General features: G+C 63.6%; 19 protein-coding genes. 4 read left to right on the plus strand and 15 right to left on the minus strand.

The genetic code is table 11. The features are described from left to right. Positions 1 to 3: 3 nt before the first annotated feature. Positions 4 to 1,158, minus strand: coding sequence for a substrate-binding domain-containing protein (locus LPC22_RS06935; protein WP_045924497.1), 1,155 nt, complete (start codon positions 1,156 to 1,158; stop codon positions 4 to 6). Positions 1,159 to 1,394: 236 nt separating this feature from the next. On the opposite strand from LPC22_RS06935, the gene LPC22_RS06940 reads away from it, so the two are divergent. The 3 genes from LPC22_RS06940 to LPC22_RS06950 are packed head-to-tail and all read left to right on the plus strand — an operon-like array spanning position 1,395 to position 3,780. Continuing rightward, the gene (locus LPC22_RS06940; RefSeq protein WP_229133263.1) at positions 1,395 to 2,588 is read left to right on the plus strand and encodes an ROK family transcriptional regulator; all 1,194 of its coding nucleotides are present in this window, start codon (positions 1,395 to 1,397) and stop codon (positions 2,586 to 2,588) included. 15 nt (positions 2,589 to 2,603) lie between these two features. Next, the gene (locus tag LPC22_RS06945) at positions 2,604 to 3,443 is read left to right on the plus strand and encodes an ATP-binding cassette domain-containing protein (protein WP_229133264.1); all 840 of its coding nucleotides are present in this window, start codon (positions 2,604 to 2,606) and stop codon (positions 3,441 to 3,443) included. Positions 3,444 to 3,459: 16 nt separating this feature from the next. Next, a complete protein-coding gene (locus LPC22_RS06950; RefSeq protein WP_229133265.1) occupies positions 3,460 to 3,780 on the plus strand; it encodes a hypothetical protein in 321 nt (106 codons plus the stop codon). Between the two features lie 60 nt (positions 3,781 to 3,840). On the opposite strand, the gene metF is transcribed toward LPC22_RS06950, so the two are convergent. The 12 genes from metF to lepA form a co-directional block, all read right to left on the minus strand. After that, positions 3,841 to 4,722: a methylenetetrahydrofolate reductase [NAD(P)H] gene (metF, locus tag LPC22_RS06955; protein ID WP_229133266.1), complete on the minus strand. Its 882-nt coding sequence runs from the start codon at positions 4,720 to 4,722 to the stop codon at positions 3,841 to 3,843. After that, on the minus strand, positions 4,715 to 7,051 hold the full coding sequence (gene metE, locus LPC22_RS06960) for a 5-methyltetrahydropteroyltriglutamate--homocysteine S-methyltransferase (protein WP_229133267.1): 2,337 nt from the start codon (positions 7,049 to 7,051) through the stop codon (positions 4,715 to 4,717). The genes metF and metE overlap by 8 nt, the downstream gene beginning before the upstream one ends. A gap of 178 nt (positions 7,052 to 7,229) precedes the next feature. Beyond that, on the minus strand, positions 7,230 to 7,790 hold the full coding sequence (locus tag LPC22_RS06965) for a SixA phosphatase family protein (protein WP_024627979.1): 561 nt from the start codon (positions 7,788 to 7,790) through the stop codon (positions 7,230 to 7,232). A gap of 81 nt (positions 7,791 to 7,871) precedes the next feature. Next, positions 7,872 to 9,005, minus strand: a complete 1,134-nt coding sequence (locus LPC22_RS06970) for a tRNA (adenine-N1)-methyltransferase (RefSeq protein WP_229133268.1) — start codon at positions 9,003 to 9,005, stop codon at positions 7,872 to 7,874. A gap of 6 nt (positions 9,006 to 9,011) precedes the next feature. Further along, on the minus strand, positions 9,012 to 10,958 hold the full coding sequence (locus LPC22_RS06975) for an ABC transporter ATP-binding protein (RefSeq protein WP_229133269.1): 1,947 nt from the start codon (positions 10,956 to 10,958) through the stop codon (positions 9,012 to 9,014). Continuing rightward, complete coding sequence (locus LPC22_RS06980; protein WP_229133270.1) at positions 10,959 to 12,737, minus strand: ABC transporter ATP-binding protein; 1,779 nt, start codon at positions 12,735 to 12,737, stop codon at positions 10,959 to 10,961. It abuts the gene before it with no gap. 128 nt (positions 12,738 to 12,865) lie between these two features. Then, entirely contained in the window at positions 12,866 to 13,705 is an 840-nt protein-coding gene (locus LPC22_RS06985) for an ABC transporter ATP-binding protein (RefSeq protein WP_229133271.1), read from the minus strand. A gap of 2 nt (positions 13,706 to 13,707) precedes the next feature. Next, positions 13,708 to 14,160 carry a hypothetical protein gene (locus tag LPC22_RS06990; RefSeq protein ID WP_024627974.1) on the minus strand — a complete coding sequence of 151 codons (453 nt, stop codon included), beginning with the start codon at positions 14,158 to 14,160 and terminating at the stop codon, positions 13,708 to 13,710. Positions 14,161 to 14,205: 45 nt separating this feature from the next. Beyond that, the gene (locus LPC22_RS06995) at positions 14,206 to 15,753 is read right to left on the minus strand and encodes a glutamate synthase subunit beta (RefSeq protein WP_229133272.1); all 1,548 of its coding nucleotides are present in this window, start codon (positions 15,751 to 15,753) and stop codon (positions 14,206 to 14,208) included. A gap of 1 nt (position 15,754) precedes the next feature. Further along, complete coding sequence (gene gltB / locus LPC22_RS07000; RefSeq protein ID WP_229133273.1) at positions 15,755 to 20,329, minus strand: glutamate synthase large subunit; 4,575 nt, start codon at positions 20,327 to 20,329, stop codon at positions 15,755 to 15,757. A 123-nt stretch (positions 20,330 to 20,452) separates the two neighbouring features. Next, positions 20,453 to 21,793, minus strand: a complete 1,341-nt coding sequence (gene hemW, locus LPC22_RS07005) for a radical SAM family heme chaperone HemW (protein ID WP_284143470.1) — start codon at positions 21,791 to 21,793, stop codon at positions 20,453 to 20,455. 4 nt (positions 21,794 to 21,797) lie between these two features. Then, positions 21,798 to 23,675 (minus strand): translation elongation factor 4, encoded by a 1,878-nt coding sequence (gene lepA / locus LPC22_RS07010; protein ID WP_229133274.1) that lies wholly within the window; start codon positions 23,673 to 23,675, stop codon positions 21,798 to 21,800. 145 nt (positions 23,676 to 23,820) lie between these two features. Between lepA and rpsT the strand changes: the two genes are divergently transcribed. Beyond that, on the plus strand, positions 23,821 to 24,081 hold the full coding sequence (gene rpsT / locus LPC22_RS07015; RefSeq protein ID WP_024627969.1) for a 30S ribosomal protein S20: 261 nt from the start codon (positions 23,821 to 23,823) through the stop codon (positions 24,079 to 24,081). Positions 24,082 to 24,121: 40 nt separating this feature from the next. Here the strand turns inward: rpsT and LPC22_RS07020 are convergent, their stop codons facing one another. Together LPC22_RS07020 and LPC22_RS07025 are read right to left on the minus strand one after the other, a co-directional pair. Further along, positions 24,122 to 24,928, minus strand: coding sequence for a trimeric intracellular cation channel family protein (locus LPC22_RS07020; RefSeq protein ID WP_373312916.1), 807 nt, complete (start codon positions 24,926 to 24,928; stop codon positions 24,122 to 24,124). Positions 24,929 to 25,111: 183 nt separating this feature from the next. Further along, complete coding sequence (locus LPC22_RS07025) at positions 25,112 to 26,239, minus strand: branched-chain amino acid aminotransferase (protein WP_024627967.1); 1,128 nt, start codon at positions 26,237 to 26,239, stop codon at positions 25,112 to 25,114. Positions 26,240 to 26,358 lie beyond the last annotated feature (119 nt).

The following is a 26,358-nucleotide window of genomic DNA, read 5'->3' on the forward strand; positions in this document are numbered from 1 at the left end:
ACCTCACTTGGTCAGCTGATCGAATCGTGCCTGGGTCAGGTAGTTCGCCTTGACCAGATCGGTCAGGTTGTCCTTGGTGATGGCCTTGGGATCCAGCAGCTTCGAGGGCACCTTGATGCTGTTGTTGTCAAAGGTGCCGTTGATGCCGGTGACCTTCTTGCCTTCGGCGATTTCGATGATCATGTCGTAGACGGCCTGGGCCAGCTTGTTGACGTCCTTGAAGACGGTCTGACCCTGCAGCCCCTTGGAGATGTTGGCCACGGAGATCTCCATGGCGTCCTGCCCGGTGATCTTGGGCCAGTTGTCGGTATTGGGCTGGATGTCGGGCCTCTTGGACTGGATGGCGTTGATGACTCCCTGGCTGATGCCGTCATAAGGGCTCAGCACGGCATCCAACCGCTCGCCATGGGCGTAGGTCGAATCAAGAATGGATTCCATGTCCTTCTGGGCCTGCTCGGTCTTCCAGGACTGGACGGAGATCTTCTGCCAGTCTGAAAGCTTGAAGTCCTTGGTCACACCGCCGCCATGCTGGGAGGGGCTGACCAGAACGCCCGACTTGAAGTAGGGCTGCAGCAGCTCCCAGGCGCCCTTGAAGAAGTACTTGGCGTTGTTGTCGTCGGGAGAACCGGTGAAGAGCTCAATATTGAACGGACCCTTGGCTCCGTTTTTGAGTCCCAGCTGATCGATCAGCCAGTTGGCCTCCAGCACGCCGGTGCGCTCGAGCTGGAATGTCGCATAGTAGTCAACAGCCTTGGTGTTCATGATCAGCCGGTCATAGGCGATGACCTTGGCCCCGGCATCCTTGGCCTTCTCGACAGCAGGCCCCACGGCGGTGCCATCCTTGGAGGCCACCACCACGATCTTGGCGCCCTTGTTGACCATGTTCTCGATGTCGGCATTCTGCTGGGCGGGCTTGTCATCCGCGAAGGAGAGCACTACCTTGTAGCCTGCTTTCTCCAGTTTGCTCTTGAGGTTGTTGCCGTCCTTGTTCCAACGTTCCTCGGACTTGGTGGGCATGGACACGCCGATGGTGGCGCCTTTGCCGATCGATCCTCCCTCCTGGGAGGAACTGGAGGCACGTGAACCTCCGCAAGCGCCCAGTCCGGTCAGCATGGCGACGCCGATGACCGCCGCCATGGCTCGTTGCATCATCTTCATGAAGACTCCTTCATCCTTGAATTCTCCGGCAGGCATCTCCGTCTGCCTGGGTCCCTTCATTGCAGGCCCAGTGGTCAGCATACCCAATTGCGTTAACTTTATCAACTCAACAAAGCTGATTATCTATTTATCTGTTTCGTACATGAACTTAATAATTTGTTCGAACTTTTGGCTTTCATCGGCGCAAGGGGTGCACTGGGCGGGGGCAAGCCACGATCTTGGCTACACTGGAACCTATGGCACATCGATTGTTCGGTTCACAGTCCTCACTGCGTGAGGCCAACCGTGCCCTCCTGCTGGATACGATCCGAAGATTCGGCGCCATGACCCAGATCGAATTGGCTGAAAATACCGGGCTTTCAACGGCAACTGTCTCCAACCTGGTGCGTTTGATGGGCGAGCAAGGACTTCTGGAGACATCCTCCACCACCAGAAACGGCCGCCGCGCCACCCTGGTCATGCTGGCCCGCCGCAAGGGCCTCGGAGTCGGGCTCTACATCGGCCGTCACGAAATGCGGCTGGAAGTTGTCGACGCCAGCCATGCCATCCTGGCAGAGCATGATATGGCCCTGCCACGGCAGCACAAGCCGGACACCACCCTGGAACGGGCCATGATTCTGATCAAGGAGACGCTGACTTCCATTGGTGCCCAACCGGATGAGCTTGTCGGTATAGGCCTGGCCATGGGGGCCCCTGTGGACTGCAGGACTCACCAGCTGGCCATTCCCGGCATCCTGCGAGGCTGGGACAAGGAGGATCTGATAGGCACCTTCCACGAGGCCTTCCAGGTGCCGGTCCAAGTGGACAACGACGCCAACTTCGCGGCCATGGCCGAATTGAGAATGGGCGTGGCGGTCGGCAGACGAAACTTCGTCTATATCCACGCCAACGACGGTGTGGGCTCGGGGATCGTCATCAACGGCGAGGTCTGGCGGGGCACCACCGGGCTCGCCGGCGAGATCGGCCATGTTCAGGTGGATCCCCTGGGCGATATCTGCATCTGCGGCAACCGTGGGTGCCTGAATACAGTGGTGGATGAGAACCGCCTGGTCTCCTTGCTGAGCGTGACCCATGGGAACATGACCTTGGAGGATCTGGTGGCCAATGCCGTCAAGGGGGACCCGGGCTGCCGGCGGATCGTAGGCGACGCCGCCATCCGCATCGGCAATGTAGTGGCTGATCTCTGCAACGCCGTGGATCCCGAGGTAGTGATCCTGGGAGGCATCCTGAGCACAACAGAAGACGTATTTCTGGAGCCCCTTCGGGAGACTCTCCAGCGCATGCTCTTCCCTGACGCCATGGTCCCCATGGAAGTGCTTCCTGCCCGCTATCCGATTACCGGATCGGCTCTGGGGGCGGCTATGATGGCTGTCGATAGCGTCAACGAACACATTGATGTGTCCACAGTATCCGCAGGTCGATCATCGTAGAGGAGGTGACCTGGATTGCATGAAACCGCTGTTTTGATGCAGATGGACGACCTCTGCATCAGGTTCGGCTTCGTTGAGGCCCTCAAACATGTAAGCCTGGATATTCGCCAACACGAGGTGCTTGCTGTCGTGGGCGACAATGGAGCAGGCAAGTCCACCCTGGTCAGAATTTTGTCGGGCTTGATCCGGCCCGATCGGGGTACGCTGATCTGGAAGGGCCAACCAACCAGCATTCCCTCGATCAGAGTCGCCAATCAGTTGGGCATCGCAGCCGTCTTTCAAGGGCAGGACTTCTGCGACAACCTGGATGTCTCCTCCAACCTCTTCCTGGGCAAGGAACTGCGTGATCGTCACCATCGTCGCGATGACGAAGCCATGCGTCGGCGTACCCGTCAGGTCCTGCAGTCGCTGTCCTCCCCCATCCGAGTAGGCCAACCCATGGCCACCCTCTCCCTGGGACAAAAACAGACCGTCTCAATCGCCAGAACCTTGCTGGACAATCCCGAACTGATCCTCATGGACGAGCCGACGGCCTCCTTATCGGTCATGCAGTCCGCCGAGGTGCTCAATTACATCAAGCGCATGCGTTCCGAAGGCCGCAGCATTCTCATGGTCTGCCACGATCTGCCGGATGTCTTCGCGGTTTCCGACCGCATAGCAGTCATGCGTCAAGGTCGGCTGGTGGGCGTCCTGCCTACGGCCAAGACCACCTATGAGACTGTAATAGCGCTGATTTCAGGCATTGATCCCGAGGATGTCATCCAGGATCAGGAGCAGCTGGATGCCATGGCCAGGGCCAACGCCCGCGTCCACGCCCTGCGCGGCACCAGAAAGATCCTGCCCGAGCAATCATGAACGAAGGAAACCTAGAATGCAGCTGACCGATATCCTCCTGACCATTGCCTGCGCCCTGGTAGGGCTGGCGGTGGGACTGATCTACGGATTTCTGCCAAAGAAAAACGACCGGCTGACCGAATCGCAGCAACGCTGGACACCGATCCTATCCCTGATCGGAGTCGGCCTGGTAGTCGTTCTCATACTGTTGGGACGTGACCTGGCCTCCTGGGTAACCATCGGAGGGATGATCCTTGGTCTGTTGATTGGCATGATACCGCCACTCAACAGAGCTGCACTCAAGGTCTGGCCTTGGCTGAGGCCCCGCACCGACAATCAAGGCCGAAAGCGTCGCTGAAAGCTGGCGATCACACTTCTGCGTTCATCGATGCAGGGTATCTCCCCCTCTGTTATTCGGTCATTTTTGGCTGCTGGCCGGCTCCTCCTTGGCGCCCACCTGCCGGAAGAGGTGACGGACATTGTGCCAGATGCGCCTGGTGACGCCAGAATGATTCATGGAGTAGAGGTGGATGCCGTCTACTCCATGGGCCACCAGGTCGGCGATCTGCTGTGAGGCGTAGATGATGCCCGCCTCGCGCAGGCTGGCCCGGTCGTCACCCCAGCGCTCCAGGATGGACTCAACCGCCGCCGGGATCCGCGCCTTGCAGACCTCGCTCATGTGCCGGACCTGGCCCTCGTTGGTGATGGGCATGATGCCGGCCTCGATGGGCACCTGGATGCCGGCTGCCCGTGCCCGGTCCAGGAAGTCCAGAAAATCGGCGTTGTCGTAGAAGAGCTGCGAAACCAGATGATCCACGCCGGAATCCACCTTGATTTTCAGATTCTCGATGTCCTCCTCGGGCGAGGCGGCCTCCGGGTGGGTCTCCGGATAACAGGCTCCGTAAATCGACAGGTTGGGCCGACGGGAACGGATATAGGCGGCCAGGTCGCTGGCATGGTCGAAGACTCCGGCAGGCTCACGGCCCTCCACGCTGTCGCCGCGCAGGGCCAGCACCGCTGCCACCCCTGCGTCATCGAACATATCCAGAGCCTGGTCGATCACCTCGCGGTCCGCGTACTGGGCAGTCAAGTGCGCCACGGCAGGGATGCCGTACTCGGTGTGGATGGTCTTGGCTATGCGGGCCGTGGCCGTGCGGTCTGAGCGCCGGCCGGTCCCGTAGGTCACCGAGATGAAGTCGGGCATCAGCCCTTCCAGACCATCCAGGGTGTCATAGATGGTGCCCACCGGGGCATCGCGCTTGGGGGGAAAGACCTCCAGGGAAAAGATAGGCTCATGCATGATCCGACTCCTGACTGGACGATAGCTCCGCACGCACCTGCTGTGCAGCGGCCACCATGTGCTCCAGACTGGGCCAGGTCTCCTTGTCGCCTCGGGTCTTGAGTCCGCAGTCGGGGTTGATCCAGACCTTGGCCGCGTCCAGCTTCTTCAGGATGGCGTGGATCCGGTCCACGATCTCCTGGGTGGAGGGGATGCGCGGCGAGTGGATGTCGTAGACTCCGGGGCCTGCCTCGGTCTCGAACTTGGCCTCCTGAATGGCATCCAGGACGGTCAGGTCGGAGCGGGAGGCTTCGAAGGAGATCACATCGGCGTCCATGGCATCAATGTCCTTGATGATGTCGTTGAACTCCGAGTAGCACATGTGGGTGTGAATTTGGGTAGTGGGTTTGACGCCGGAATGGACCAGCCGGAAGGCGGGGATGGCCCAGTCCAGGTATCGGCTGTGCCAGTCGGAGCGCCGCAGCGGCAGCTTCTCGCGCAGGGCGGCCTCGTCGATCTGGATGATGCGGATGCCTGCGGCCTCCAGGTCCAGGACCTCGTCACGGATGGCCAGGGCCAGCTGGCGGGTCTGCTGCTCGTGATCGATGTCCTCGCGGGGCCAGGACCAGTTGAGAATGGTCACCGGACCGGTCAGCATCCCCTTGACCACATGGTTGGTGCGGGACTGGGCGTATGAGGACCAGCGCACGGTGATGGGCCGGGCACGGGAGATGTCACCCCAGACGATGGGAGGCTTGACGCAGCGGGTGCCATAGGACTGGACCCAGGCATTCCGGGTGAACAGGTAGCCCTTGAGGTTCTGGCCGAAGTACTCGACCATGTCGTTGCGCTCGAACTCGCCATGGACCAGAACATCCAGACCGATCTGTTCCTGGTGGTCGATGACCTGGTCGATCTTGCGGGCGATGAAGTTGTCGTAGTCCTCCTGGCTGATTTCCTTCTTGCGTAGGCGGGCCCGCTCGGCGCGGACCTCGCCGGTCTGGGGGAAGGAGCCGATGGTGGTGGTGGGCAGCAGGGGCAGACCCAGCTCCTGGGCCTGGATCCTCTGGCGCTCGGGCCGGGCCGGGGTGCGGACAAAGTCCTCGTCCTTCAGGCCGGCCAGGCGCTGCTGCACCTGCGGGTCAGGCTGGACGCGGCTGCCGTCGAAGAGCTTCTGGTTGTCGGCAAGGGCCTTGCTGGAGCGGCGCTGATCCTCGTCGGCATCGGCCAGCTGGGCCAGGTCGTGCAGCTCGCCCAGCTTCTCCAGGGCAAAGGCGAAGTGGGGCCGCACGGTGTCGGCATCCAGCCCGTCCTCGTCGGCCACGGTGTAGGGCACGTGCAGGAGGGAACATGCGGTGGACACCACCACGTTCGAGGTCACCTGGTGCAGGGCATCCAGGAGGCCCAGGCTGACCGCATAGTCGTTGCGCCAGATGTTGCGGCCGTTGACCAGGCCGGCGAAGATGGTGGTTCCCTCCGGCACGCCGTGCTCCTTGAGGGCCGCCAGATTCTCATCCCTGCCCTCGATCAGATCCAGGCCGATGCCGTCGAAGCCCAGGTCAGCCAGCCGGTCATAGCAGTCGCCCACATGGCCGAAGTAGGTGTTGAGCAGGATACGGACCTTGCCCTGATCGCTCTGGCGGGCCTTGAGAATGGGCTGGTAGAGGGTTTCGAAGAGGTCCAGGTCGCCCGGTTCCTTGTCCAGGACCAGATAGGGCTCGTCCAGCTGTACCCAGTCGGCGCCCAGGCCAATGAACCGCTCCAGAATGGTTGCGTAGGCTTTGGCCAGGTCCTGCACCAGTGCCGGATCGAGATCCAGCAGCTCGCCCTGGGGGCCGCGTGCCAGCTTGAGGAAGGTATAGGGGCCGATCAGCACCGGCTTGGCGGCGATGCCCTGTTCGCGCGCCTCCTGGAACTCCTTGAAGGGCTTATCGCCTTCCAGAGCGATTTTGGTGTCCTGATCGATCTCGGGCACCAGGTAGTGGTAGTTGGTGGTGAACCACTTCTTCATGGGCAGGGCGGTCACGTCACCCTGCTCCCCCTGGTAGCCGCGGCCCATCGCGAAGAGGGTATCCTCGGGACCCAGGCCCAGCTTCCGATAGCGCTCTGGCACGACGCCCAGGAGGATGGAGGTATCCAGGACCTGGTCGTAGTAGCTGAAATCATTGACGGGAATTAGGTCGACGCCTGCCTGCTGCTGAAGCTGCCAGTGCCTGGCCCGCAGATCAGCGGCTGTGCGCCGAACCTCGTCCAGATTCCGTTCGCCCTTCCAATAGCCCTCGATGGCCCTCTTGAGTTCGCGGTGCGCGCCGATGCGCGGGAATCCGGACACGGATGTAATCGCTGCCATGAAACCTCCCAGTTTCGTCCTGATGTCTTTGGTCAGCCTATCAGCGGCGGGGGGAGGCGGGTAATTGGTGCAAATAAGGTGTCGCCATAACCTGAATCGATAACGACAGGACGGCTGGCAGGTGACCGATGCTCACTGAGACTGCCTGCATAAGATTGACTTAGGCTTGTTCCGCCGGTCAGTCCTCCAGATCCTGGGGGCCCAGAATGCCAAGCAAACGGGCCTGATGGGTTCCCCAGTCGGTCAATGGCCGCTCGGAGCCCAGCACGACCATAGTGGCCGGCGGCAGTCCAAGATTGAGCAGGTCCAAAAGGTCAGGATCGGAGTTGTCCTCGGCCAGCCACTGTGAGCAGATAGACACGGTGGGCTCATGCCCTAGGATGAGGACCCGGCGGTCACGGTCCTCAGTCTGCGCCAGCTGGTCGAAGACCGCCTGCATGCCGGACTCATAGAGGGATTCCCGGTAATCGACCCGGGGTCCGTCGCCCAGGGGTTTGAGCATGCCGTCCAGGGTCTGACGGGCCCGGGGCGCACCCGAGCAGATGATACGGTCGGGCACCAGGCCCAAAGCGGTCAATCCACGGCCCATGATCCGGGCCTGTTTCTGGCCACGGTCGGTCAGCTGGCGGCTGCGATCGCCCTGTGACCCCTGGCGTTCCGTCTTGGCATGACGCATGAGCATGAGGGTTCGGCTGCACCTGCGCAGTTCCTCGGCCTTCAGACCTTTTCGCAAACCCATGCCATGCTTCCTTTCCCGAAGTTCCTATCAGGCGTCTTTTCCATTATGACAGAGCCGGGTGAAAGTGAGGGTCATGGGCGATCAGCCTTCTTGCTCCTTGCCGTCTTCCAGAGTGCGCACCTGATGGTCCAGATCACGCAACACCTTGCGTAGCTTGCGATCGGAGACCCGGCGCAACTCCAAATCCTCGAGGTCCTCCAGGTCTTCCTTTTCGCGCTCGCGATTTGAGCCGCTGATCTTGGCGGGCCGCCGGCCCTGATCCACATCGGTCTGGTAGTCCTTGGTAGCCCGGATATGCTTGCGCAGAGCCTGTTGGCCGGGAGCCATGGCCCTGCTGGTCAAGAGGAAGCCGGTGTGCCCTATCATCTCATGCTCGGGTCGGACCGCCAGACCGTCGGCCTTCCAGGAACGCTCCAGGCTCTCCATGATCTCGGGTTCGGTCCACCGACCGTCGGCACGTAGGGCCTCGGCCAGTCGGCTGAGCTGGGTGGTGGTGGTCACGTAGGCGGTCAGCACGCCGCCGGGGGCCATGACCCGGTAGGCCTGATCCAAACGGTTCCACGGGTCCAGCATGTCCAGAACAATACGGTCGAATTCGTCCTCGGGCAGATCGCCCGCAACGGTGTCGAAATCGCCGGTACGCAGGTCCCACTGGGCAGGGCGCTGCCCAAAGAATACGGTGGCGTTGCCCATGGCCACCCTGGCGAACTCCTCCCGCCGCTCGATGCTGGTCAGTTTTCCTTCGGTGCCGATGGCATCCAGAAGCCCCAGGCTCATGGCCCCTGAACCGGCTCCCGACTCCAGAACCCTCATGCCGGGACGGATGTCGCCCAGAAGGATGACCCGGGCCACATCCTTGGGGTACATGATCTGGGCGCCGCGCGGCATGGAGAGAATATAGTCCTCAAGCCGTGGACGCATGACGGTAAAGGCCCATCCTCCGATGCCTCGCGAGGACTTCCAGGGCTTGGCTCTGTCATGCTCACCTGTGTCGGTGTCGGCATCCTGCTTGTGACGCATCTGCCGCCACTTGTCGGCCGAGATGGTCACCACCACGGACCCCTCGGGCAGACCGATCATGGCCTCGTGCGGCAGGAGACCGTGGTCGGTCTGGGTCAGGCCACCAGGTTCCAGCATGACCGTCAGCTTGCGGCCACGCCGGTCGGTCAGCTGGACCCGCTCCCCTGCGCTCAGCGGTCCTCGCCTTGGGCTCATGCCTTCTCAGTCCTCCTCGCCCTTGGTGAACTGGGAGTTGTAGAGGGAGGCATAGGCGCCGCCGCGCTCCAGCAGCTGGTCGTGGGTGCCCTGCTCGACCACCGAGCCGTGGTTGACCACCAGGATCAGATCGGCATCGCGGATGGTGGACAGCCTATGGGCGATGACGAAGGAGGTCCTGCCCTTGCGCAGGGTGTTCATGGCCTGCTGGACCAGCAGTTCGGTCCTGGTATCCACCGAGGATGTGGCCTCGTCCAGGATCAGGATGTCCGGGTCGGACAGGAAGGCCCGGCAGATGGTCATCAGCTGGCGTTCGCCCTGGCTGAGCTCGCTGCTGTCCTCGTTGAGGACGGTGTCGTAGCCCTGGGGCAGCTTGCGGATGAACTCGTCCACGTGGGTGGCCTTGGCGCCATCGATCATGGTCTGCTCGGGGATGGTCTGCCCCTCGTCCAGCCCGTAGAGCAGGTTGTCGCGGACGGTGCCGTCAAAGAGCCAGGTGTCCTGCAGGACCATGCCGAAGTGGCTGCGCAGGTCGTGGCGGGTCACCCTGGAGGTGTCCACGCCGTCGATGGTGATGCGTCCGCCCTGGATCTCGTAGAAACGCATGAGGAGGTTGACCAGGGTTGTCTTGCCCGCCCCGGTGGGCCCGACGATGGCGATGGTCTGCCCGGGCTTGGCCTCGATGGACAGGTCCTTGATCAGCGGCTCGGCCGGATCGTAGGAGAAGCGGACGTGGTCGAAGCGGACATGGCCCTCGACCTTGCCTCCGGTCTCCTGACCCAGATGGTCGGGATGCTCGATGTCCGGGACCTCTTCGGCCTCGTCCAGGAAGTCGAAGACCCTGCGGCAGGAGGCCAGGGAGGACTGGAGCATGGTGCCCATGGAGGCCAGCTGACCGATGGGCTGGGAGGCCTGACGGGTGTACTGGGTGAAGGCCTGCAGACCGCCCAGGCTCATGCTGCCGTTGAGCACGTGTACGCCGCCGATGATGACCACGATCACGAAGCTCAGGTTGCCGAAGAAGGTTGACATGGGCGTGACCAGAGCGGAGAAGAAGGAGGCCTTGAAGCTGGCCTGGTAGAGCTCCTGGTTGCGCTCCTCGAACTCTTCCTCGGCCTTGCGCTGGTGGCCGAAGGCCCGGACCACCATGTGGCCGGAGAACATTTCCTCCACGTGGCTGTTGACCTGGCCGGTGCGGATCCACTGCCGGGTGAACTGCGGCTGGGTCTTCTTGAGGATGATGCCCGCGCACAGGGCCATGACCGGGATGATGATGAAGGCGATCAGGGTCAGCAGGGGCGAGATGGTCAGCATCATGATGAAGGCGCCGATGATGGAGAAGACCGAGAAGAGCAGCTCGCCCAGGATCTGCTGCAGGGTGCCCGAGATGTTGTCGATGTCGTTGGTGGTCCGGCTCATGACCTCGCCGCGCGGGGTCCGGTCGAAGTACTGCAGGGGCAGCCGGTCCAGCTTGTCCTCGATCTGCCTGCGCATGGTATAGACCGCGTCGGAGACCAACCGGGTCATCAGGAAGTTCTGCACCAGCCTGACCAGGATGGAGATCAGGTAGATGCCGATGACGAACATGAGGATGGTGCCGAAGCGTCCCCAGTCGATGCCCACGCCAACCTGGACGTTCATGGAGTCGATCATCCGGGCGAACTTGTCCTGGCCGCGGGATTGCAGGTAGGTGACCACAGCCTGCTTGGGGGTGCCGGGCTTGGCGCCCATCTTGACCAGCATGGATCCCAGCAGCCCCTCGAAGAGGACGTTGGTGGCCTCGCCCATGACCTTGGGTCCGATGACGATCATGGCCACGGCGATCATGCCGGAGAGGACCATGACGATGACCCTCCAGGGGCTGGCCAGCAGATAGTGGACCAGCCGGCCCACGGTGTGACGGCGGCCGCCCACGGCCTGCGAGTCTGTATTTACGCTCAAGTTCTTAGCCATCTACTCGGCCCTCCCCTCGTCAATGCTGAGCTCTTCCACGTCGGGACCCTGCCCGCCCTGGGACTGGACAATTTCCTGGTAGGTTGGGCAGTCCTCCATAAGCTGGTCGTGGGTACCCCGGCCGACGATGCGGCCTCGATCCAGGACCAGAATCTGGTCGGCCTGGCGTATGGACGCCGCCCTCTGGGCCACCACGATCTGGGTGGCCTGGCGAGTAACCGGCACCAGGGCCTCGTGCAGGGCCCGGTCGGTGGTCATATCCAAGGCAGAGAAAGAGTCGTCGAAGGTGTAGATGCGGGGGTTGCGCAGGATGGCCCTGGCCATGCAGAGCCGCTGCTTCTGCCCGCCAGAGAAGTTGGTGCCGCCCTCAGCCACGCGAGCGTCCAAGCCCTCGGGGATCTCACGGACGAAGTCCTCGGCCTGGGCGATGCGCAGGGCTTCCCAGATGCGGTCGTCGTCAGCGTCTGGGTCCCCGTACTGCATGTTGTCACGGATGGTGCCGGTGAAGAGGGTGGCCTTCTGCGGGACCGGCCCGAAGATCAGGGCCAGCTGGTCGGGGTCGTACTCACGCACGTCGTGCCCATCCACCAGGACCTGGCCGTCGGTGACGTCGAACATGCGGTTGGCCAGTCGAATGATGGTGGACTTGCCGGATCCCGTGGCCCCGATGATGGCAGTGGTCGTTCCCGGCCGGGCAGTGAAGGAGATGTCAGAAAGAACCGGGTCCTGGGCGCCCGGGTAGCTGAAGTCCACGTGCTTGAACTCCAAGAGCCCCTGGGGATGCTCGTTGCGGTAGGGGTGCTCGGGTGCGGCGATCTCGCTGGTGGCCTCCAGGACCTCGTTGATCCTTCGGGCGGCCACAGCGGCCCTGGGCAGCATGACCGACATCATGGCGGCCATCATCAGGCCCGACAGGATGATCATCAGGTACTGGATGAAGGCCTGCAGGGCACCAATCTGCATGGCTCCGGAGTCGATACGGCGGCCGCCGAACCACATGATGGCCACGTTGGACATGTTCAGCAGGAACCACATGAGCGGCACCATCATGCTCATCAGCCGGCCGGTGGAGATCAGGACGCCGTAGACGTCGCGGTTGGCCTTGTCGAAGCGGGCGGCTTCGGTCTTCTCACGGACGAAGGCGCGGATGACCCGCACGCCGGAGATCTGCTCGCGGACCAGGCGGTTGACGGAGTCCAGCATGTTCTGCAGGCGGGTGAACAGGGGTCCCATCCTGCCCATGAGCACCAGGGCCACCAGGAGAATCAGGGGGACGATGACCGCCAGGGACCAGGTCAGTGGGCCGTCCTGGCGCAGGGCCAGAATCAGTCCGCCGATCAGCATGACCGGTGCCTGCAGGATGATCATCAGGGTCTGCATGGTGGTCATCTGCATCTGCTGGACGTCGTTGGTGGTGCGGGTGATCAGGGAACCGGCCGAGAAGCGCTCGATCTCGTTGAGGCTGAAGCCCTCCACCGAGGCGAACAGGTCCCTGCGCAGCTCGTAGCCCATCCTCATGGCCAGCCTTGTGGCGCAGTAGACGGCGACTATGTTGGCCACGATCTGGATGGCGGTGATCCCCATCATCTGCCAGCCGATCCGGTAGATGGCATCCTGGTCGCCTACGGCCACGCCCTTGTCGATGATGTCCGCCTGCAGGTTGGGCAGGTAGAGGTTCAAGGCCGTCTGCGCCACCTGAAAGAGCACCAGAACGGCCACCTGGAGCCAGTAAGGCCGCAGGTAGCGAGTCCATATCTTGATCACGTCAACATCCTTCACGCATACAGGTCTGCCACGGTCCCCGGGCAGACAAACCACCACAGTCTATACCCGCACCTTGGAGAACGAATCTGCTATTCCTTGAGCTGATACGGGCGTGTCAGAACGTGGTCAGCAGGCAGTGGCATTCAGACGGCGAAGGCACCCCAGCGTCCGTCACGGTGGACCACGGTCAGGTCGAGACCGAAGAGCTCGCTCAGGCGCGGACCGGTCAGTCCGCCCTCCAAGGGGCCCTGGTAGACGATGGTGCCCGGATCCGGGTCACCGGTGTCTGCAGTATCGGCAGGACGCCGGCCCATCATGGCTATCCGGTTGAAGCCCAGAGGGATCTCCTCAAGTCGATGGGTGACGAGGATGACCGTGCGGTCCTTGTCTTCACGGCCAATGTCGCTCAAGGCTCTGAGCACCAGCTCACGGCCGCCCAGGTCCAGCCCGGTGGTCGGCTCGTCCAGGATCAACAGGTCGGGATTGGCCATCAGCGCCCGGCATATCAGCACACGGCCGCGCTCCCCCTCGGAGAGCCGGTACATGCGCTTGCCCTTGAGGTAGGCGATGCCGAACCGGTCCATCAGGGCCAGGGTGGCCTCCTCCTGCTCGGGCGTGAAGGTCTCCCTCCAACGGCCGGTGGTGTCGCTGAAGGCGGTCAGCACCACATCGTAGGGATCCTCCTGAGGGCTGATGGTCTTGGCCAGACCGGCCGAGGCCAGTCCTATCCGATGCCGGTATGAGAAGACGTTCACCTTGCCCAGCCGGTTGCCAAGGATTTCCACGCTGCCGGTGCTGGGGAAGCCTCGGGTGCTCATCATGGCGACCATGGTGGATTTGCCCACGCCGTTGGGTCCGAAGAGGACCCACTTCTGCCCCTGGCCCACTTCAAGGTTGACATCGTCCAGTATGACCCGGCCCTGACGGCGGAATCCCACGTGCTGCATGCGCACGGCCTGCTGTTCTGCCACGCTTTCGCTCATGATTACAGGGCCGTTCCGTAGGAGTCCAGACGGGGATTGTCCCGATTGCCGCCCACCAGGAAGAGTCCCAGTACGCCCAGGCAGAAGACCGCCGCGATGGCGATGGTGGCCCAGATGGGAACGTGGGGCAGCCACATGCAGACCAGGAAGGCCAGGCCGGAGCAGATGATCAGGGCCCAGACCAGGATTCGCAGCCATTGACGCACGCCGCTGGGAGCCCTCAGCAGACGGGGGTTGCGGTCATTGGGGTCCACGGAGTCCTTCTGCACCAGGTCATCGGTGTGCCCGGTGGGCTTCCACTCGGCGCCCTGGCCAGCCTCCAGCCGACGGGAGCGCTCCTGCAAGGCCCGTTCATCCATCACTCCGGCCCTGCCCTTGGCCGTCATCCTCCGGTCATCGTTGCCGCCACGGCGGCTCCGCTTGGCCTGCGCCCTACGTTCAGCGCGGTTGGTCATATCCCACTGCCTCCATCCCTTCGATCGGCACCATACCTTTTCATATTAGCGTGGGCGCCGGTCGGCCGCGGGCAGGGTCATGGCGCGCGCATCGGCCCGAATAGGAGCAGGCAGCTCAGTGGCGCCTGTCAGATACCGGTCCACGGCCGCAGCGCAGGAACGGCCCTCGGCCAGGGCCCAGACCACCAGGGACTGACCGCGTCCGGCATCACCGCAGACGAAGATGCCGTCACGTTCGGTGGCGTAGTCGGCATCCCGGGCCACGTTGCCGCGTCCGTCCAGCCCTACGCCGGTCTGTCCGGTCAGGGTGGCCGTCTCCGGATGGGCAAAACCGATGCTGATCAGCACCAGGTCGGCAGGCAGAACCCGTTCGGTGTCGGGGTGGGGAATGATTCGGTCCTGATCGTCACGACTGACATCCACCACGCGAACGCCGCGCACCCGTCCCTCATGGTCCCGGTCGAAGCCGGTGGGGGCGCTGGTCTGGTCCAGGTTGATCCGGTCATCGGAACCGTCGCCCAGGTATTCCAGGCTGTCCACCGCGTACTCGTAGTGACCGCCCTCCTCCATGGAAGAGGTGGGATTGTAGAGCCGGGCGTAGGTCGGCCAGGGCCGGTTATCGGGCCTGGACGAGGGCTCTTTGGGCCGGATCTGCAGGACGGTGACCGACTTGGCGCCCTCTCGCAGGGCCGTGCCCAGGCAGTCGGACCCGGTGTCGCCGCCACCGATGATGATGACGTCCTTGCCGGCTGCATCGATGTTGTTGATGGGCTCGCGTCCCATGAGTTTGCGGGTGGGGTCGGGCAGGAAGTCCATGGCGTAGTGGATGCCCTTGAGCTCCCGTCCAGGCAGGTCCACCCGCCGGGGTTCGGTGGAACCGATGGCCACCACCAGGGCGTCGTAACGGGCCCGTAGCTGATCCCAGCCCAGGTCTCGGCCGATTTCGACGCCAGTGCGGAATCGGGTCCCCTCGGCCTCCATTTGCTCCAGCCGACGGTCCAGCAGGGACTTCTCCAGCTTGAAGGCGGGGATGCCGTAGCGCAGGAGTCCGCCTATGGCATCGGCACGCTCATAGACCACCACCGTGTGTCCGGCCCGGGTCAGCTGCTGGGCGCAGGCCAGACCTGCGGGACCCGACCCGGCCACGGCCACGGTCATGTCGGTAAGCCGCTGCGGCGGTCTGGGCTTGACCAGACCCAGGGACCAGGCCTGGTCGATGATGGTCTGCTCGTCCAGCTTGATGGTGGTGGCCGGCTGATGGATGGAGAGCACACAGGAGGACTCGCAGGGAGCCGGGCAGATCCGTCCGGTGAACTCCGGGAAGTTGTTGGTCAGGCTCAGCCGCTCGTAAGCCTCCTCCCAGCGACCCCGGGACAGCAGGTCGTTGAACTCGGGGATCAGGTTGCCCAGGGGGCAGCCGGTCATGCAGAAGGGGGTGCCGCAGTCCATGCAGCGGGCGGCCTGCTCGGCGGTCCAGGGCCCGGGGCCAGTGGTCTGGTGCACGTCGCGCCAGTCCTTCAGGCGTTCAGCGACCGGGCGCTCGGCGAGCTCGTGCCGGGTGCGTACCTTGAGGAATCCCTTGGGGTCGACCATATCAGTGCGCTCCTTCCATGACCTGGGCGTAGGTGGCGTCCCAGACGCCAGGCGCGTTGAAGTCCACCTGCTCGCGCTCGGCCTCTTCCATGGCCTTCTTCATGGCCAGATAACGACGGGGAACCAGATGGGTGAACCGGGCCAGCGCGCTTGGCCAGTCCTCCAGCAGGTCGGCCGCAGCCTTTGACCCGGTCAGCCGGACATGCTCCGCTATCAGTTCCTTGAGCATGGCCGCCTGGTCCTGGTCAGGCTCCAGGGCCAGCAGGGAGCCATCATTCCAGGCTTCAGGATTGAGCCGTGAGGCATCCATGTCGAGCAGGTAGGCATCCCCTCCCGAGAAGCCGGCACCGAAGTTGCGTCCTGTGGAACCCAGAACGACCACCAGTCCGCCGGTCATGTACTCGCAGCCGTGGTCGCCCAGGCCCTCGACCACGAAGCGACCGCCACCATTGCGCACGGCAAAGCGCTCCCCGGCCCGGCCTGCCACGAACATGTCGCCCGAGGTGGCACCAAATCCGGCCACATTGCCGCAGATGACGGTCTGGTGCGGGTCGAATCGAACGCCTTGGGCGGCGTGGAGGACCAAACGACCGCCGGACAGGCCCTTGCCTGCATAGTCGTTGGCCTCGCCGATCACCCGAATGGTCTCGCCCCTGGGGATGAAGGCTCCCAAGGATTGACCGGCGGAACCTGTCAGCGTGATGTCCACAGTGTTCTGCGGCAGGCCAGCGGCTCCGTATTTGCGGGTGATCCTGTAGCCCAGCATGGTGCCCACGCTCCGGTTGACGTTGCGCACGGTTGTCTTGATGGCCACCGGCCGACCCTCATCCAGGGCATCGACAGCCTGATTGATCAGGTCCACATCAAGGGACTTGTCCAGTTCGTGGTCCTGGGCCTGGGTGTGGTGCAATACCGTGCCCGGGGTGGGGCCAGGCTTGCGCAGGATGGCATCCAGGTCAATGCCCTGGCTCTTCCAGGTCTGCACAGAGGGGTCCCGGCGCAGGCACTCCACATGGCCGACGGCTTCCTCCAGGCTGGCGAAGCCTAAAGATGCCAGAATCTCCCGCACCTGGCGGGCCATGAACATGAAGAAGTTGATCAGATCCTCGGGCCGACCCGTGAAGCGCGAGCGCAGCTCCGGATCCTGGGTGGCTATGCCCTGCGGGCAGGTGTTCTTATGGCAGGCCCGCATCATGACGCAGCCCTCAACCTGCAGCGCTGTGGTGGCGAAGCCGAACTCCTCGGCCCCCAGCAGGGCGGCTATGACCACGTCACGGCCGGTCTTGAGCTCCCCGTCGCACTGGACCACGATCCGTGAGCGCAGGTCGTTCATAACCAGGGTCTGCTGGGTCTCGGCCAGGCCCAGCTCCCAGGGGGTGCCCGCGTGCTTGATGGCGTTGAGCGGTGCCGCCCCCGTGCCGCCGTCCTGGCCGGAGATGAGGACCACATCGGCATGGCACTTGGCCACGCCTGCGGCCACGGTTCCCACCCCGTGCTCGGAGACCAGCTTGACGTGGATCCTGGCTCGGGGGTTGGCCATCTTCAGATCGTGGATCAGCTGCTTGAGGTCCTCAATCGAGTAGATGTCGTGGTGGGGCGGGGGCGAGATGAGCTCGACCCCGGGGGTGGACCGTCTGACCTGGGCGATCCAGGGCGGGACCTTGGCACCGGGAAGGTGGCCGCCCTCCCCCGGCTTGGCTCCCTGGGCCAGCTTGATCTGCAGGTCGGTGGCGGAAACCAGGTAGTCGCTGGTCACACCGAACCGGGCCGAGGCCACCTGCTTGATGCGGCTGGTCCGAGCCGGGTCTGCAATCCGGTCCGGCGACTCGCCGCCCTCGCCGGAGTTGGACCGGGCCCCCAGCCGATTCATGGCCAGGGCCATGGTCTCATGGGCCTCCTGGGAGATGGATCCGTAGCTCATAGCGCCGGTGGAGAAGCGGGTGACGATGGACTCGGCGGCCTCCACCTGGTCCAGCGGAATGGGCGCCCTGTCGGAGTGCAGCTCCATGAGCCCGCGCAGGGTCATGCCCTGCTTGGCCGCCGCGTTCACATGGTCGGTATAGGCCCTGAAAAGCTCGTAGTCACCGCGCTTGGTGGACTGCTGGAGCAGGAAGATGGACTCAGGATCGTTCAGGTGGTCCTCGCCGGTGCGCCGCCAGTGGTAGTTGCCGCCTGTCTCCAGATCATGCCCGGATCCGGCGGTCCACTCGATCGGGTAAGCCACCCGATGGCGCTGGGCCACCTCGGCGGCGATCTCATCCAGGCCTATGCCGCCCACCAGGGAGGTGGTGCCGGTGAACCAGCGGTCGATGACCTCACGGCTCAGTCCGACGGCCTCGAAGAGCTGGGAGCCACGGTAGGACATGATGGTGCTCACACCCATCTTGCTCATGATTTTCAGGACCCCGGTGCTGAGGGCCCGGACCAGGTTGGCGGAGGCATTTTTCGCATCCACATGCAGGTCGCCGCTGTTGGCCAGGTTCTCCACGGACTCCAGAGCCAGATAGGGATTGACGCAGGCGGCGCCATAAGCGATCAGCAGGGCCACATGGTGGACCTCGCGCACGTCACCGGCCTCCACCGCCAGGGAGACCTGGGTGCGGGTGTGCCGACGGAGCAGGTGGTGCTGGACGGCCCCGGTCAGCAACAGAGAGGGTATGGGCCCCCAGATGTGGTTGGAATCCCGGTCAGAGAGGACAAGAACATTGCAGCCCTCCTCGATGGCCTGATCCACCTCTCTTTCGATGGCTTCCAGACGCTCCTCAAGGGCCTTGCCGCCGCCGGCCACCTGGTAGAGGCCGCGGATCAGGCGGGGGCGGAAGCGGCCTTCCAGGACCGGCGCCCGGTCCAGGCGCTTGATCTGTGCCATCTGGACGGAGTCCACCACCGGCAGGTCGATGTGGATCTTCCAGGCGTGCTCGGGGGTGTCCTCCAGAAGGTTGGGCTCGGGGCCGATGGCCGAGGCGATGCTGGTGACCAGCTCCTCGCGCTCCCAGTCCAGGGGCGGGTTGGTGACCTGGGCGAACTTCTGGGTGAAGTAGTCGAAGAGCATACGTGACCGCCGTGAGAGCACAGCGATGGGCGCATCATTGCCCATGGACCCGATGGGCTCCTTGCCGGTTTCGGCCATGGGCCCCAGCAGCATAGTCAGATCCTCCCGGGTGTAGCCGAAGGCCTGCTGTCTGCGGTGGACCGAGATGCGCGAGTAATTGACGTGCTCGCGCTCGGGCAGGTCGTCCAGGCGGACGGTACGTTCGGCAATCCACTTCCTGTAGGGGTGCAGACTGGCCAACTGGTGCTTGATCTCGCTGTCAGGCACGATCCGGCCCTCTTTGGTGTCGGCCAGGAACATGCGTCCCGGCTCCAGCCTGCCCTTGGCGACAATGGATTCCTGGGGCGTATCCTCCAGGACGCCGGCCTCCGAGGCCAGGACCAGGTGACCGTCATCGGTCAGCTGCCAACGTCCCGGGCGCAGGCCATTACGGTCCAGCTGGGCGCCCACCAGGGTCCCGTCGGTGAAGACGATGGCCGCCGGGCCGTCCCAGGGCTCGATCAGGGTGTCGTTGTACTGGTAGAAGGCCTTCAGATCAGGGTCCATGTCCGGATCCTGCTGCCAGGCCGGAGGCATCATCATGGAGACGGCATGCGGCAGGGACCGGCCGGCCAGGTGGAGCAGCTCCAGGGTCTCGTCGAAGGTGCCCGAGTCTGAGGCTCCTGGGGTGTTGACCGGCAGCAGCGGGGCCATGTCGCCCAGCAGCTCCGAGCTCAGCTTTCCTTCGCGGGCCGACATCCAGTTGCGGTTTCCCTGGATGGTATTGATCTCCCCGTTGTGGGCGATCATCCTGAAGGGCTGGGCCAGGGGCCAGGAGGGGAAGGTGTTGGTGGAGAAGCGGGAGTGGACGATGGCCAGGCGGGCCTTCATGGCCGGATCGCTCAGGTCGGGGAAGAAGCCCTGCAGCTGCTTAGTGGTCAGCATGCCCTTGTAGGTGATGGTCCGGCAGGACAGGGAGGCGAAGTAGACGCCCAGCTCATGCTCGGCCCGCTTGCGGACCCGGTAGCCCAGCCGCTCCAGCGCCAGTCCCCCGCGGCCATCCGGCTCGGCGTCGCACATGATGGGCATGAGGAAGCGGGGCATGGAGGCCAGGGCCTGCAGACCCAGTCCGTCCGGGTCGGTGGGCACTGCCCGCCAGGCCAGGACACGCAGACCCTCCTGGCCGGCGATCGAGGCGATGGCCTCCTCCTGGCTGGCGGCCTGCGCCGGGTCCCTGTCCAAGAAGGCCATGCCCGCCAGATAGTGGCCGGTTTCAGGCAGATCCCGGTAGACGCGGGTGCGCATGAACTCGTCGGGCATGGAGAGCATGATGCCGGCGCCATCACCGGTATTGGGCTCGGCTCCCACGGCCCCTCGGTGGTCCAGGTTGACCAGGACGCGGATGCCCTGCTCGACGATCAGTCTTTCGTCCCGTCGGTTGAGGGTGGCCACCATGCCGAAACCGCAGGCATCGTGTTCCGTATCAGGGTCATAGAGCCCTTGCGGGCCATGGACGTGCAGATCGAGAGGGGCCGTGAATGACACTGCAATCACCTCATTCGTGGACGGGGGCGGGGCCGGCATGCTCCACCCTTGAAGAGCCTGGTCATTGGTGAATCAACAGAATAATGCATCCAAAGGTGACATCCATGTAACGTTCCGCAGTGTCTAACGAATGCCTACCGCCTCCAGGACCTGATCGATGACCAGATCGTTGAGCAGGCGGCCCCGGCGGGTCACCTGGATTCTGTCACCTACGGGCAGCAGGAGCCCCTGGTCCACCAGATCCTTAAGGATCTTCGGATCGGCAGGACGACCCGCCTGCCTGGTCAGCCGGTCCAGTCCCAGGCCTTCCGGCAGGCGCAGGGCCAGCATGACCGTCTCCTCAAGGTCCTGCCTCCAGCCCAGAAGCTCGGCATCCTGCCAGGGCACATGTCCGGCATCCATGGCGGCGGCCCAGTCCCTGGGATGGGCGATGTCCCAGGAGCGAATGGCCCGGGCACGCCGCTCCCCCAGGCCGGGCTCCGGCGAAAGCCACCAGCGTGCCTTGGAATCGGCCTCTTGAGCTGTTGTTCCTGTGGCCCTGAACCCGGGAGAGACGGAAGGCATGGACTCCGACTCCCGGGCCTCTTCCACCGGTGTCATACCCGGGCCCTGACCCTCCAGAGCACGATAGTGGGAGTGTGCGCCGGGCCCAATGCCGGCCCAGTCCACGTTGTGCCAGTAGCCCAGGTTGTGGCGGCTCTCCTGGCCGGGACGGGCCCAGTTGGAGATCTCGTACCAGTAAAGGCCCGCCTGGGAAAGCATGTCATCGGCCATCTCGTACTTGGTCGCCTCGTCGTCGTCATCGGGGGCGGGCAACTGGCCCCGGCGCACGGCACGGCCCATCTTGGTGGTGGGCTCCAGGGTCAGCGCATAGGCAGAGACATGGTCCACACCCAGGTTCAGGGCCGCCTGCAGGCTGGTCCGCCAATCCTCAAGCCGCTCCCCCGGCGTCCCGTAAATCAGATCCACGCTGGCCCTGAGTCCCAGGTCCTTGGCAGCGGCCACATCAGTGGTCACATTGGCCGGAGTATGGGTGCGGTCCAGGGTGGCCAGGACGCTGGGCACCGCCGACTGCATGCCGAAGGAGACCCGGTTGATGCCGCCCCGGAGCAGCTGCGCCAGGTAGGCCCGATCCACGGTGTCGGGGTTGGCCTCGGTAGTGATTTCAGCCTCCGAAGACAGACCCCAGAGGTCGGCCACGGCCTCGACCATGCGCACCAGATCCTGAGCGGGCAGAATGGTCGGGGTGCCACCGCCGAAGAAGATGGTGGACACAGGCGGCTCTATCAGCCCTCGGGAGGTCTGCCAGTCGCGAACCATGCGCATCTCCTGGATGGCCAGGTCGGCGTAGTGCTCCCGGCTGGCTCCCCCGCCCAGATCCCGGGCCGTATAGGTATTGAAGTCGCAGTAGCCGCAGCGGCGCATGCAGAAGGGCACATGGATGTAGACCTGGTAGGATCCCACCCGTTCAGCCCTCCTTCTTGGCGGCGGCACGGATCTTGTCCTTGGTGTCCCGATCCTGGGCCTGGCCCGTGCTCAGAGCGGCGATGAAGGCCTCCTGGGGCACCTCGACATGACCCAGCATCTTCATGCGCTTCTTGCCGGCCTTCTGCTTCTCCAGCAGCTTGCGCTTGCGGGTGATGTCGCCCCCGTAGCACTTGGCCAGCACATCCTTGCGCAGGGCGCTGATGGTCTCCCGGGCGATGATCCGAGACCCTATGGCCGCCTGGATGGGGATCTCGAACTGCTGGCGCGGGATCAGCTTGCGCAGCTTCTTGGTCATCATCACCCCGTAGGCGTAGGCCTTGTCCTTGTGGACGATGGCCGAGAAGGCGTCGATCTTCTCCCCCTGGATGAGAATGTCCACCTTGACCAGGTCGGCGGACTGGGTGCCGTCGGGCTGGTAGTCCAGGCTGGCGTAGCCCTTGGTCCGGCTCTTCAGCTGGTCGAAGAAGTCGAAGACGATCTCGGCCAGGGGCATCTTGTAGTGCATCTCGACACGCTCGGGACTCAGATACTCCATGGTCCCCATCTGCCCGCGATGATCCTGGCAGAGCTCCATGACCGGTCCGATGAACTCCTTGGGGGTGATGATGTCGGCGCTGACCACAGGCTCCAGAATCTGACGGACCTTGCCGTCGGGGAACTCGCTGGGGTTGGTCACCGTGTGCTCACTGCCGTCCTCCATGGTCACCTGGTAGGTGACGTTGGGAGCCGTGGCGATCAGGTCCATGCCGAACTCCCTGCTCAGGCGCTCGGTGACGATCTCCATGTGCAGCAGCCCCAGGAAGCCGCAACGGAAGCCAAAGCCCAGGGCCACCGAGGTCTCCGGCTCATAGACCAGTGCGGCATCGTTGAGCTTGAGCTTGTCCAAGGCGTCACGCAGCTCGGGGAACTGGGCGTTGTCGATGGGAAAGAGCCCGGAATAGACCATGGGCTGAGGGTCCTGATAGCCGGGCAGGGGCTCCTTGGCCGGGTTGGCCTCGGTGGTGACCGTGTCGCCCACCTTGGACTGGCTGACGTCCTTGACGCCGGTGATCACGTAGCCGACCTCCCCGGCCCCCAGGGCCTTGGTGGGGGTCATGTCCGGACTGATCACGCCCAACTCGATGGGGTCGTGCACGGTCGCCCGGCCCATCATGCGGATTTTCTGCCGCGCCTTGAGCTCGCCGTCCACCATCCTGATGTAGGTGACGATCCCCCGGTAGGAGTCGTAGACCGAGTCGAAGATCAGAGCCCGGGCCGGAGCCTTGGGATCCCCCTTGGGGGCCGGCACCTGATCCACGATGCGGTCCACCAGCTCGCGAACCCCCTGGCCGGTTTTGCCCGATACCCGCAACACCTCGTCCGTGGAGCAGCCGATCAGGTTGGCGATCTCCTCGGCGTGCTTGTCCGGCTCGGCCGAGGGCAGGTCGATCTTGTTGAGGACGGGGATGATGGTCAGGTCATCCTCCAGGGCCATATAGAGGTTGGAGAGGGTCTGCGCCTCGATGCCCTGGGTGGCGTCCACCAGCAGAACCGCACCCTCGCAGGCCTCCAGGGCCCGGGAAACTTCGTAGGTGAAATCCACATGGCCTGGGGTGTCTATCATGCCCAGGGTGTATTCGACTCCGTCCTTGACCCAGGGCAGGCGAACGGCCTGGGACTTGATGGTGATGCCGCGCTCCTGCTCGATGTCCATCCTGTCCAGGAACCGGTCGTGCATCTCGCGCTTGGGCACGATCCCGCTCAGTTGCAGGATCCGGTCGGCCACCGTGGATTTGCCGTGATCGATGTGGGCGATGATGCAGAAGTTGCGGATCAGCGATTGGTCGGTGAATCCTGGTTGGTTCTTGGCTTCCTGCACCGGTCTGCTCTCCTCACGTACGTCTGGTCTAACGATTCTAGACGATGCCCTGGGCCGAAGCGCCTGCTTCAGGAGGATTCTTCTCCCGGTCGGGTGCTATCATGGTGGTTTGTCTGTACAGATACATTCATCGTTTGGAGCAACATTGGCAAACATCAAGTCGCAGAAGAAGCGGGTCATCACCAACGAAAAGGCGCACCTGCGCAACAAGGAGGTCAAGAGCGCAATCAAGACCTCGGTGCGTTCCGTGCGCAAGGCCGTGGATGCCGGTGACAAGGAGGCCGCTCAGGCTGCCTTCCAGGTGGCCGCCCGCCGTCTGGACAAGGCCGCCGGCAAGGGTGTGATCCACCGCAATCAGGCCGCCAACCGCAAGTCCGGTCTGGCCAACGCCGTCAACGCCCTCTGAACCGGGTGCCCCACAAGGGCCGCTGATCCAAGCGCTTGGGTCAGCGGCCCTTTTTGGTATCCGAATTCATATCCGGATCCTCATCGGCATCCTCGTCGGTGTGCTTGATGGTGACGCTGATGTCCGAGCGGCCGCGCATCAGATGACGGATGGCCCTGGCCAACTGGGCGTCGTTGAGCGACAGCCGGGCTGAACGCCGGTTCATAGCTCCAGGCACCAGGATGTCGAATTTCACCGAGATGATGCGCAGGACGACCACCAGGGCCACAATGGCCAGATCCAGGATCATATCTACGCGGGCCGGATAAAGCCCATGCTGCTGGGCGCGCACAGAGGCCAGGGTCAGCAGGCAACCAACCAAGGAAGGCAGCGCATACCAATGCTGATCCTGAATGACCGCTGGTACCTGATTGAGGAGAATGTCTCGCAGCAGGCCGCCGACCAGGGCCGTAGCCATGCCCATGAAGATGGCCGTCATGCCGCCGGTTCCACACATCAGGGCTTTGGCGGTCCCGTTGACCGCGAAGGATCCCAGGGCCATGGCATCAGTGACCAGCATGGACCAGGTCATCCTGCTGATTTCGGGATGGGCGACAGCCACCACCAGGCCGGAGGCCAGGGTGACGATGACCGAACCCTTGTCGGTGATGCCGCTGGGCGGCACCTGACCCAGCAGGACATCGCGCACCACCCCGCCTCCCAGGGCACTGATCCAGGAGACCAGCAGGATGGCGATGATGTCGTACCCTTTGCGTACGGCAGCCAGACCACCCGAAAGCCCGCAGCTGAAGATACCCAGGTACTCGATGACCATGAAGATCAGGTTCCCCTCCAAGGCCGTCTTCATCCCGCGCTTCTCCTCCCGGAACCGTCCTGCACTCAAGTCCGTCTATAGATTAGCCAACCCCGAAGCTGAACAGGCCGGTGATGTGCGCAAGGCCACAAAAACGAAGGAAGGCGACCCAAGGCGAAATGTCGCCCTGAAGTCGCCTTCCCTGCAAGACCTGTCAGGCAGGAATGAGGTCAGCGCTCAGCAGACCTTCCACATCCAGTCATGCGGATCCTCGATCTCGCCCAGCTGGATGCCCAGGAGCTCGTTACGGAAGTCCATGGTGACCTTGCCTGAGCCACCGTCGGCCACCTGAACGTCGAAGTTCTCGGACTTGAAGCGCCCGATCGGGGTGATGATGGCGGCGGTTCCGCAGGCGAACACCTCGGTGACCTCGCCGGAGCGGATGTCGTCCAGCAGGGTATCCAGGCGGATCATAGTCTCCACCACGTCACGACCGTGGTCCTGGGCCAGGGCGATCAGAGAGTTGCGGGTGACGCCGGGCAGAATGGTTCCGGTCAGGCTGGGGGTCTCCAGGTGTCCGTCCTTGTGGACGGTGAACATGTTCATGCCGCCCAGCTCCTCCAGATAGGTCTTGGTAGCCGCGTCGACGAAGCAGACCTGCTCGCAGCCGTGCTCGACGCCGCGGTTCTCGCCCAGCAGGGAGGCCGCATAGTTGCCGCCGCACTTGGCGAAGCCGGTGCCGCCGGGACCGGTACGGAACCACTTGTCCTCCACCCAGATGCTGACCGGCTTGACGCCGCCGGCGAAGTAGGGTCCCGAGGGCGAGGCGATGACGCAATAGTCCACCGCATGCGGGGCGCGCACGCCCAGGAAAGGCTCGGAGGCGAACATATAGGGGCGCATATAGAGCGTATACTCACGCCGCTTGGGCACCCAGGCCGCGTCACGGCGAACCAGGGCCGCGACCGAACCCAGGAAGTCATTGGGCTCAAGCGGGGGCAGGGCCAGACGCTTGGCTGAATTGTAGAAGCGCTGGGCGTTGGCATCGGGGCGGAAGAGCCAGATGGAGCCGTCGTCGTGGTAGTAGGCCTTGAGTCCCTCGAAGGCCTCCTGGGCGTAGTGGAGGACCGAGGCCCCCGGATCCAGGCTGAGCGGTCCATAGGGCTCAACCCTGCGATCCTTCCAACCGTCATCCGAAGTCCATCCCATGTGGGCCATGTTGTCAGAGAAGAGCTGGCCGAAGGCGGGCTTGTCAATCAGCCGGGCACGCTCCTCGTCAGAGGCGGGATGATCGTTGGGAATGACCTTGAAAGCGTCCGCCAACTCATTGAGTGCCTTCGGGTCGTGATGTGATTGCTCTGCCATTGTCTACCACTTCTTCTTGCTACTGTATTTGGTTGCTCGGGTGTAATGCTTATGGCGATGCCCGGTACCCGAACTATCGCATAGGCAGGCCTTGACCTGTTCAAGACATTTCGCATAGT

This window comes from Bifidobacterium mizhiense (assembly GCF_020884755.1).
GTDB lineage: Bacteria > Actinomycetota > Actinomycetes > Actinomycetales > Bifidobacteriaceae > Bombiscardovia > Bombiscardovia mizhiensis.

Excerpts from the sequence above, each read along its gene's own strand:
- LPC22_RS07020 (WP_373312916.1), bottom strand. The coding sequence starts at position 24,928 with ATGAAGACGGCCTTGGAGGGGAACCTGATCTTCATGGTCATCGAGTAC.
- LPC22_RS06985 (WP_229133271.1), bottom strand. The coding sequence starts at position 13,705 with ATGAGCGAAAGCGTGGCAGAACAGCAGGCCGTGCGCATGCAGCACGTG.
- LPC22_RS07025 (WP_024627967.1), bottom strand. The coding sequence starts at position 26,239 with ATGGCAGAGCAATCACATCACGACCCGAAGGCACTCAATGAGTTGGCG.
- LPC22_RS06940 (WP_229133263.1), top strand. The coding sequence starts at position 1,395 with ATGGCACATCGATTGTTCGGTTCACAGTCCTCACTGCGTGAGGCCAAC.
- LPC22_RS06950 (WP_229133265.1), top strand. The coding sequence starts at position 3,460 with ATGCAGCTGACCGATATCCTCCTGACCATTGCCTGCGCCCTGGTAGGG.
- LPC22_RS06995 (WP_229133272.1), bottom strand. The coding sequence starts at position 15,753 with ATGGTCGACCCCAAGGGATTCCTCAAGGTACGCACCCGGCACGAGCTC.
- metF (WP_229133266.1), bottom strand. The coding sequence starts at position 4,722 with ATGCATGAGCCTATCTTTTCCCTGGAGGTCTTTCCCCCCAAGCGCGAT.
- metE (WP_229133267.1), bottom strand. The coding sequence starts at position 7,051 with ATGGCAGCGATTACATCCGTGTCCGGATTCCCGCGCATCGGCGCGCAC.
- LPC22_RS06990 (WP_024627974.1), bottom strand. The coding sequence starts at position 14,160 with ATGACCAACCGCGCTGAACGTAGGGCGCAGGCCAAGCGGAGCCGCCGT.
- LPC22_RS06970 (WP_229133268.1), bottom strand. The coding sequence starts at position 9,005 with ATGAGCCCAAGGCGAGGACCGCTGAGCGCAGGGGAGCGGGTCCAGCTG.
- LPC22_RS06965 (WP_024627979.1), bottom strand. The coding sequence starts at position 7,790 with ATGGGTTTGCGAAAAGGTCTGAAGGCCGAGGAACTGCGCAGGTGCAGC.
- LPC22_RS06935 (WP_045924497.1), bottom strand. The coding sequence starts at position 1,158 with ATGAAGATGATGCAACGAGCCATGGCGGCGGTCATCGGCGTCGCCATG.
- LPC22_RS06975 (WP_229133269.1), bottom strand. The coding sequence starts at position 10,958 with ATGGCTAAGAACTTGAGCGTAAATACAGACTCGCAGGCCGTGGGCGGC.